Raw genomic sequence first — 8728 nt, 5'->3', positions numbered from 1 at the left:
ACGTTGTTGTCCATCTCGCTGACAGAGATGCTCCTGATGGTCACATCGGCAAGATCATGCATGCGGGCAACTCTAATACTGATGGTGATGCATGACACCGCGTGGCACAATGTGAGCACCTTTCCCACTGTCGTCCAGGAGCGCGCACCGTGAATTCTGATGTATCGGCGTGGCTGCGGATCGATCCCAACAGCTCAGTGCCCCCGTACGAACAGTTGCGCGTGCAGATACTGGACGCCGCCAATGACGGCTCCCTGCCGGTGGGTACCCGGCTGCCACCGGTCCGCACGCTCGCGGGCCATCTCGGTGTTGCAGTCAATACGGTCGCCCGGGCTTACCGGGAACTGGAGCAGGCGCATATTGTCGTCACACGTTCGCGGGCGGGGACTGTGGTCGCGGCGGCGGGGGACGAGGCGCGGCGCAAGGCAGCAGAAGGTGCGGCCGAGTATGCACGGCTTATCAAGGCGAACGGCCTGACCGAGGAGGAAGCAGTTTCGTATTTGCGGGCGGCTCTGCGCCGTCGGTGAACATACGAGGCGACACGCCGCGAATACCCGGAAAAATCGACGTTCGAATATGTCTTCGAACACTGTTTCCTCTAAAGTGAAATGGTGTCTATAGCAACCTCCGTGGATTCCGCTTTCGCCCACCCCGACAAAATGCCCCAGGATCTCTCGCGGCTTGTGGTCAAGGGTGCACGGGAACACAACCTGCGCAACGTCGATCTGGACCTGCCCCGGGACGCGATGATCGTCTTCACCGGTCTCTCCGGCTCCGGTAAATCCTCCCTCGCTTTCGACACCATCTTCGCGGAGGGGCAGCGCCGCTACGTCGAATCCCTCTCTGCTTACGCACGCCAGTTCCTCGGACAGGTGGACAAGCCCGACGTCGACTTCATTGAGGGTTTGTCTCCTGCGGTCTCCATCGACCAGAAATCGACCAGCAAGAACCCGCGGTCCACCGTGGGAACCATCACCGAAATCTACGACTACATGCGGTTGCTGTGGGCACGCGTGGGTCGGCCCCACTGTCCGCAGTGCGGTGAAGCGGTCACCAAGCAAACTCCACAGCAAATCGTCGACCAGCTCATGGAGCTCGCTGAAGGCACAAGGTTCCAGATACTCGCGCCCGTCGTGCGCGGCCGCAAGGGTGAATTCGTCGATCTCTTCCAGGACCTGTCGGCAAAGGGATACTCCCGGGCACGCGTGGACGGTGACCTTATCCAGCTCACCGATCCACCGAAGTTGGGCAAGCAGTTCAAGCACACCATCGAGGTCGTCGTGGACCGCCTGGTCGTCAAACCGGGTGTACGGCAGCGGCTCACCGATTCCATCGAGACGGCGCTCAAGCTCGCCGAGGGGCGGGTGCTGGCAGACTTCGTCGACCTCGAGGCCGACGATCCGCATCGGCTGCGCGCATTCTCCGAGAACCTGGCATGTCCCAACGAGCACCCGCTTGCGCTGGATGAGATCGAGCCCCGGTCGTTCTCCTTCAACAACCCTTTCGGTGCGTGCCCGGCCTGCACCGGTATCGGCACCAAGCTTGAAGTCGATGAGGAACTCGTCGTACCCAACCCTGACCTTTCGCTCCGCGAAGGCGCAATCGCCCCCTGGGCACTCGGCGCCGCCACCCTCGAATATTGGACACGCCTCCTCGAAGGGCTCTCCAAGGAGCTCGATTTCTCCATGGATACCGCCTGGAAGAAGCTGCCCGCGCACGCCCGGGATGCCGCCCTGTACGGCAAGGACCACAAGGTCGTTGTGCAGTACCGCAACCGATTCGGACGTGAACGGAAGTACAGCACCGGATTTGAGGGAGCGGTCCAGTACATTCACCGCAAGCACCTCGAGACGGAGTCCGACTACGCGAGGGACCGCTATGAGGAATACATGCGGCAGGTTCCCTGCCCCGAATGCGGTGGAGCCAGGCTCAATCCCGCTTCCCTGTCGGTGCTCATCAACGGCCGTTCGATCGCCGAGGTCGCGGCCCTGCCGATGCGCGAATGCAGCGACTTCCTGAACAACCTCGTCCTGACGGGCCGCGAGGCGCAGATTGCCTCCCAGGTTTTGAAGGAGATCCAGGCCCGCCTTCGTTTCCTGCTGGATGTCGGTCTCGAATACCTCAATCTCGAACGGGCGGCAGGTACGCTGTCCGGCGGTGAGGCGCAGCGTATCCGCCTGGCCACCCAGATCGGCTCCGGCCTGGTTGGCGTGCTGTATGTACTCGACGAACCCTCCATCGGCTTGCACCAGCGCGACAACCGCCGTCTCATCGAGACCCTCACGCGGCTGAGGAACCTCGGAAACACACTGATCGTCGTTGAGCACGATGAAGACACCATCAACGAAGCGGACTGGATCGTGGACATCGGCCCGGGCGCCGGTGAGCACGGCGGCGAGGTAGTCCACTCGGGTTCCTTGGAGGACCTGCTGCGCAACGAGCGGTCCATAACGGGCGATTACCTCTCGGGGAGGCGGAAGATCGAGCCTCCGGCGAAGCGTCGAAAGATCGACCGTTCCCGGCAGCTCAAGGTCGTCGGCGCTCGTGAGCACAATCTGAAGGGCGTCGACGCCACCTTCCCGCTGGGCGTGCTCACTGCCGTCACGGGGGTCAGCGGATCGGGCAAGTCCACCCTGGTCAATGAGATCCTGTACAAGGTCCTCGCGAACAAGCTCAACGGCGCCAAGCAGGTCGCCGGTCGGCACCGCCGAATCGACGGCCTCCAGCACCTCGACAAGGTCATCCACGTCGACCAGGGGCCGATCGGCAGGACGCCGCGATCCAACCCGGCAACCTACACCGGGGTGTTCGACAACATCCGAAAGCTCTTCGCCGAAACCACCGAAGCGAAGGTCCGCGGCTACCTGCCGGGAAGGTTCTCCTTCAACGTCAAGGGCGGACGCTGCGAGGCCTGCTCGGGTGACGGCACCCTGAAGATCGAGATGAACTTCCTCCCCGATGTCTACGTGCCGTGCGAGGTCTGCCACGGTGCGCGCTATAACCGGGAAACCCTCGAGGTTCACTACAAGGGCAAGACCATCGCCGATGTTCTGGACATGCCCATCGAGGAAGCCGCGGAGTTCTTCGCTGCTTTCACACCGATCGCACGGCACCTGACCACCCTCGTGGATGTAGGCCTGGGTTACGTGCGGCTCGGGCAACCCGCCACCACCCTCTCGGGCGGTGAGGCACAGCGCGTCAAGCTGGCCAGTGAACTGCAGAAGCGTTCGAATGGACGCAGCATCTACGTGCTCGATGAGCCGACCACCGGTCTGCATTTCGAGGACATCCGCAAGCTGTTGCAGGTTCTTCAGGGGCTCGTGGACAAGGGAAACACCGTGATCACCATCGAGCACAACCTCGACGTCATCAAAAGCGCGGACTGGGTCATCGACCTCGGCCCGGATGGCGGTTCGGGCGGCGGCGAGATCATCGCCACCGGAACCCCCGAGCAGATCGCGCTCACCGAAGGAAGCCACACCGGCCAGTTCCTGGCGGAGGTACTCGACCCGGCGTCCTAATATTCCGACGCCGGCATGCCATTTCCGGCACGGCGTCGCACTATGGGAAACTTGCTCGGTGAAGAATACGCGGCTGCTCATCCTGTTCGACCTGGATGGAACGCTGGTGAACCCGGAAGGAGCAATCACAGGCGGGATCGCTGCGGCGCTGCGATCGCTCGGGCTGCCTGTGCCGGGTGCTGACGACATGCGGCGTATGGTCGGGCCTGCGCTGGTGCGGTCACTCGTGGACATCGCCGGCGTGCCGGAGGATCGCGTGGCGGAGGTCATCGCCCTGTACCGTGCCGGGTACCGCATGCACGGTATGGCGGAAAGCAGCCCCTATCCAGGCATCGTCGAGGCCGTCCGGATGCTCCGGGACCGGGGCCACCGTGTCGGGGTAGCTACCCAGAAGCCGGAGCGGCTGGCGCGTGAGCTTCTCGAAATACAAGGGATGACGCCCCTGTTCGAGTCCATCCACGGGGCGCCCAATGATGAACAAGCCGCTGCGCTGCTGGACGGCAAGCGGACAATCATCGCAGCGGCTCTCGCTGAGCACCAGGGTAACTTCGACCACGCGCTGATGATCGGGGACCGGCTTCACGACATCGAGGGTGCAGCCGCGAACGGCTTGGAATGCATTGCCGTGCAGTGGGGATTCGGCAGTATGGACGAGTTCACGCAGGCCGGCGCGGCCGCCGTCGTAAGTTCGTCCGCAGAACTTGTGGAACGGGTGCTCGCATACGCCGAACCCTCGCAGGTGGTGGCCCATGGGCGTCTATGACCTCACCCGCAGCAGCACCCGCGGTCTGATCGCAGGTCTCTGCCGCCCCACGGTCCTTGGCCTGGAGAACGTACCGGCAACGGGTGGCTTCATTGTTGCGGCCAATCATCTCTCCTTTCTCGACAGCGTTCTGGTTCAGGCACTCATGCCTCGGCCCGTAGCCTTCTTCGCCAAGGCCGAGTACTTCACCGGCACAGGAATAAAGGGGGCTTTGATGCGATCCTTTTTCGAGGGCGTCGGCTCCATCCCGGTACAGCGCGGTCAGCAGGCCGCAAGCGTGCAGGCGCTGAAGACACTGCTCACCATGCTTGAGCATGGAGACGGGGTCGGCATCTACCCGGAAGGGACGCGCTCCCGTGACGGGTTGCTGTACCGGGGCCGGACGGGCGTGGGGTGGCTCGCCCTGACGACGGGCGCCCCGGTCGTTCCGGTCGGCCTTCTGGGCACTGAGCGCCTGCAACCCGCGGGTGCCCGGTGGATCCGGCCGCAGCACTTCACGATGAAGATCGGTGAGCCGCTGTATTTCGAGCGAACCGGACCCGATCACTCGCTACCCGCGCGACGGCAGGCGACAGACGCGGTGATGGACGCTATCGCCGCCTTGACAGGGCAGCACAGGGCAGCCGGGTACAACAAGGGCCCTTCCGAATAACCGGGTGCGTCTGCACCAACAGCGTCGGCGCCACCCCGCAAGCAGCGCGCCGGTAGGATATTTGGGTGGCAGATCCAGCAACATACCGCCCGAAAACCGGCGAGATCCCACAGGATCCGGGGGTTTATCGGTTCCGGGACCAGCATCGGCGGGTTGTCTACGTCGGTAAGGCAAAGAACCTTCGCTCCCGGCTTAACTCCTACTTCGCCAATCCTCAGGGACTGATGCCGCGCACCCGCGCCATGGTGCACACGGCGGCAAGTGTTGAGTGGACCGTCGTCGGCAGTGAACTTGAGGCGCTCCAGCTGGAGTACACCTGGATCAAGGAATTCAATCCGCGGTTCAACGTCATGTTCCGCGACGACAAGTCATACCCATACCTCGCAGTAACGCTGGGGGAAAAATACCCACGGGTGCAGGTGATGCGCGGGGACCGCCGGAAGGATACCCGCTACTTCGGGCCCTTCTATCCGGCGAAGGCCATTCGGGAGACTGTAGACACCCTGCTGCGCGTCTTTCCCGTCCGAACCTGCAGTTCCGGCGTTTTCAAGCGCGCCGAGCGTTCCGGCCGTCCTTGCCTGCTCGGGTACATCGACAAGTGCTCAGCGCCCTGCATCGGACGCGTGTCGCCTGAAGAACACCGCGAACTGGCTGTACAGTTCTGCGATTTCATGTCCGGCCAGGCCAACCGCTTCATCCGCGAGCTGGAGCAGAAGATGTCGGCAGCCGTCGCTGAACTGGACTATGAGTCGGCAGCGCGCGTCCGCGACGACATCGCCGCCCTCAAGCGCGTTTTTGAACGGAACACCGTGGTGCTCAGCGAGGATACCGACGCCGACGTGTTTGCCCTTGCGGAAGATGAACTTGAAGCGGCAGCGCAGGTGTTCCATGTTCGCGGGGGCAGGATTCGCGGGCAGCGGGGGTGGGTTGTCGAGAAGGTCGAGGACATGACTACCGCCGACCTGGTGGAGCATCTCCTGCAGCAGGTTTACGGCGAGGGGAGCAGCAGTAACAACCGCATTCCCCGAGAAGTCCTCGTGCCCGAGATGCCGAGCAACGAAGAGCAGATGCGCGAGTGGCTGTACGGGTTGCGGGGAGCCCGCGTGGACATCCGCGTCCCGCAGCGGGGGGATAAGGCGACATTGCTCGGGACGGTCGCCCAGAACGCTGCTGATTCCCTCAGGCTCCACAAGAGCCGCCGGGCGGGAGACATCACCACCCGATCCGCAGCACTGCAGGAACTCCAGGAAGCGCTGGACCTGCCCATGCCGCTGATGCGCATCGAGTGCTTCGACATCTCCCACGTGCAGGGCACCAACGTGGTTGCCTCCATGGTGGTGGTCGAGGACGGCCTTCCACGTAAATCCGACTACCGCAGGTTTTCCATCACCGGAGATGCCGCACGGGACGACACGTCCTCGATGTATGACGTGATCTCCCGGCGCTTCCGCAACTACCTGGCGGAGCGCAATCCGCTCGACTCCCTGCCCGGTACCGACGACGGCGCCGGCTCCCTTCCGGAGGAGGCGAAAGCGCCGTCGCGCCAGAAGTTCGCCTACCCGCCGAACCTCGTGGTGGTCGACGGCGGTCAGCCCCAGGTCCGCGCGGCTGCGCGCGCGCTGGAAGACCTCGGTATCGACGATGTCTTTGTGATCGGACTCGCCAAGCGCCTTGAGGAGGTGTGGCTCCCGGAGGGAGACTTTCCAATCATTCTTCCCCGCGCCTCTGAGGGGCTGTTCCTTCTGCAGCGTATCCGCGACGAGGCCCACCGGTTTGCCCTGGCCTACCACCGGCAGAAGCGGGGGAAGTCCATGACCGTGTCAGTACTGGACGGCGTTCCGGGCCTTGGTCCGGCGAAGCGGCGATCCCTGCTCAAGCACTTCGGATCCGTTCGTAAACTGAAGGCGGCAAGCGTCGAGGAGCTGCAGGAAGTGCAGGGGGTGGGACCGGCGCTGGCCGCTACGATCAGGCGCCAACTTGCCGAGGACGGCGGAGATGCAACCGGCGACGCTGCTGCCCCCGCCGTGAACATGATGACCGGCGAAATAGTGGATTCTTAGCTAGGGTAGACGTGGCTGCCGGCGCCCAGCCGGCTTACATTTGCGTGCAACGGTGGGACGGACAACGAACACATGAACGAGACTGACGGTCTGACGCCGGTCAAACCTGCCGAATCCGAGTTGCTCGTCGTCACGGGCATGTCGGGGGCCGGCCGAAGCACGGCGGCGAACGCGCTGGAGGATCACGGCTGGTACGTCGTGGAGAACCTTCCCCCGCAGATGCTCGGCACCCTCACGGAGATTGTTTCGCGGACTCCTGAATCGATCCCGAAGCTGGCCGTAGTGATCGATGTACGAAGCAAGGAACTATTCCAGAACGTGCAGGGTTCGCTGGCCGCACTGAGGGCCGCGGGCATCACCTACCGGGTCCTGTTCCTTGACGCGGCGGACAACACCCTTGTACGGCGGTTCGAGCAGGGACGCCGCCCGCACCCGCTTCAGGGAGACGGACGCATCCTGGACGGTATCTCCGCTGAGCGGGAGGTGCTTAAGGAACTGAAGCATGCGTCCGACGTCGTAGTGGACACCACTCAGCTGAATGTGCACGCCCTCGCGACCACCATCACCGAGTTGTTCTCGGAGTCGGGGCCGATCGTCCTGCGGCTGAACGTCATGAGCTTCGGCTTCAAGTACGGATTGCCCGTTGACGCGAACTTCGTCGCTGACGTCCGCTTCATCCCCAACCCGCACTGGGTGCCGGTGCTCCGACCGCAGACCGGCATGGACGAGCCTGTACGGGACTACGTGCTGGGTGCAAACGGCGCCTCCGATTTCATCGACAGGTATGTCCATGCACTGGAGCCGGTGCTTGAGGGCTATCGCCGTGAGAACAAGCACTACGCCACTATCGCTGTGGGCTGTACCGGCGGGAAGCACCGCTCGGTTGCGGTGACCGAGGAGATCGCACAGCGCCTAGCCCAGCTGCCCCGTCTGCAGGTGACCGCTCATCACCGTGACCTCGGGCGCGAATAGTGGCGGTCCTCACCGGATCACTGCCCCTGATTCCAGCCACTTCGACCGGCCGGGCCGGTACCGGATCGCAGGACAATGCTCCATCGGTGGTGGCTCTTGGTGGGGGGCATGGTCTGTCAGCCTCGCTCTCGGCACTGCGCCTGCTCACCTCCGAACTCACGGCCGTGGTCACCGTAGCCGACGACGGCGGTTCCTCCGGACGGTTGCGGCATGAACTCGGCGTCCTCCCGCCGGGAGACCTCCGGATGGCTCTTGCGGCGCTGTGTGATGACACGGACTGGGGGAGGACCTGGCGCGATGTTATGCAGCACAGGTTCGCATCCCGGGACGGAGTGGAGGGATCTCTCGACAACCACGCCCTCGGCAATCTCCTCATCGTGACTCTCTGGGAGTTGTTGGGCGACCCTGTCGCGGGACTGCAGTGGGCAGGGGCGCTCCTGGGTGCGCGGGGGCGGGTGCTGCCCATGGCCAGCGTGCCGCTGACCATCGAGGGCGACGTACTGACTGAGGTCGACGGCAGCCTTCGGCTCCGGAAGGTTTCGGGGCAGGCGCAACTCGCCGTGGCGGGAAGCGCCGGCAATGTGAGCAAGGTACGTCTTCTCCCCGAAGATGCCCCGGCGTGCGTCGACGCACTCAATGCCATAGAACTCGCGGATTGGGTGATCCTCGGACCGGGTTCCTGGTACACCTCGGTCCTTCCCCACCTGCTCCTTCCCGAGTTACGGGACGCACTGTGCAACACCACTGCGCGTCGGTGCCT

Annotated in this window: 7 protein-coding genes; all 7 read left to right on the top strand. The window is 63.7% G+C overall.

All coding sequences use genetic code 11. The features are described 5' to 3' along the window. Positions 1-149: 149 nt before the first annotated feature. A complete protein-coding gene (locus tag RIF85_RS12985; protein ID WP_309072320.1) occupies positions 150-527 on the top strand; it encodes a GntR family transcriptional regulator in 378 nt (125 codons plus the stop codon). 132 nt (positions 528-659) lie between these two features. Further along, entirely contained in the window at positions 660-3521 is a 2862-nt protein-coding gene (gene uvrA / locus RIF85_RS12980) for an excinuclease ABC subunit UvrA (RefSeq protein ID WP_375164849.1), read from the top strand. A gap of 58 nt (positions 3522-3579) precedes the next feature. After that, positions 3580-4284, top strand: coding sequence for an HAD hydrolase-like protein (locus tag RIF85_RS12975; protein ID WP_309072318.1), 705 nt, complete (start codon positions 3580-3582; stop codon positions 4282-4284). Continuing rightward, complete coding sequence (locus RIF85_RS12970) at positions 4271-4936, top strand: lysophospholipid acyltransferase family protein (RefSeq protein ID WP_309072317.1); 666 nt, start codon at positions 4271-4273, stop codon at positions 4934-4936. The genes RIF85_RS12975 and RIF85_RS12970 overlap by 14 nt, the downstream gene beginning before the upstream one ends. Positions 4937-5001: 65 nt before the next feature. Next, positions 5002-6996 carry an excinuclease ABC subunit UvrC gene (gene uvrC, locus RIF85_RS12965; protein WP_309072316.1) on the top strand — a complete coding sequence of 665 codons (1995 nt, stop codon included), beginning with the start codon at positions 5002-5004 and terminating at the stop codon, positions 6994-6996. A 72-nt stretch (positions 6997-7068) separates the two neighbouring features. After that, positions 7069-7968: an RNase adapter RapZ gene (gene rapZ / locus RIF85_RS12960; protein WP_309072315.1), complete on the top strand. Its 900-nt coding sequence runs from the start codon at positions 7069-7071 to the stop codon at positions 7966-7968. Continuing rightward, on the top strand, positions 7968-8728 hold a 761-nt coding region (yvcK, locus tag RIF85_RS12955), incomplete at its 3' end, for a uridine diphosphate-N-acetylglucosamine-binding protein YvcK (protein ID WP_309072314.1). The genes rapZ and yvcK, both read left to right, overlap by 1 nt.

Source organism: Arthrobacter sp., from assembly GCF_031179385.1.
GTDB lineage: Bacteria > Actinomycetota > Actinomycetes > Actinomycetales > Micrococcaceae > Arthrobacter_D.
Note: the sequence above shows the minus strand (reverse complement) of the source record. Positions and strands in the feature narration are given on the sequence as shown.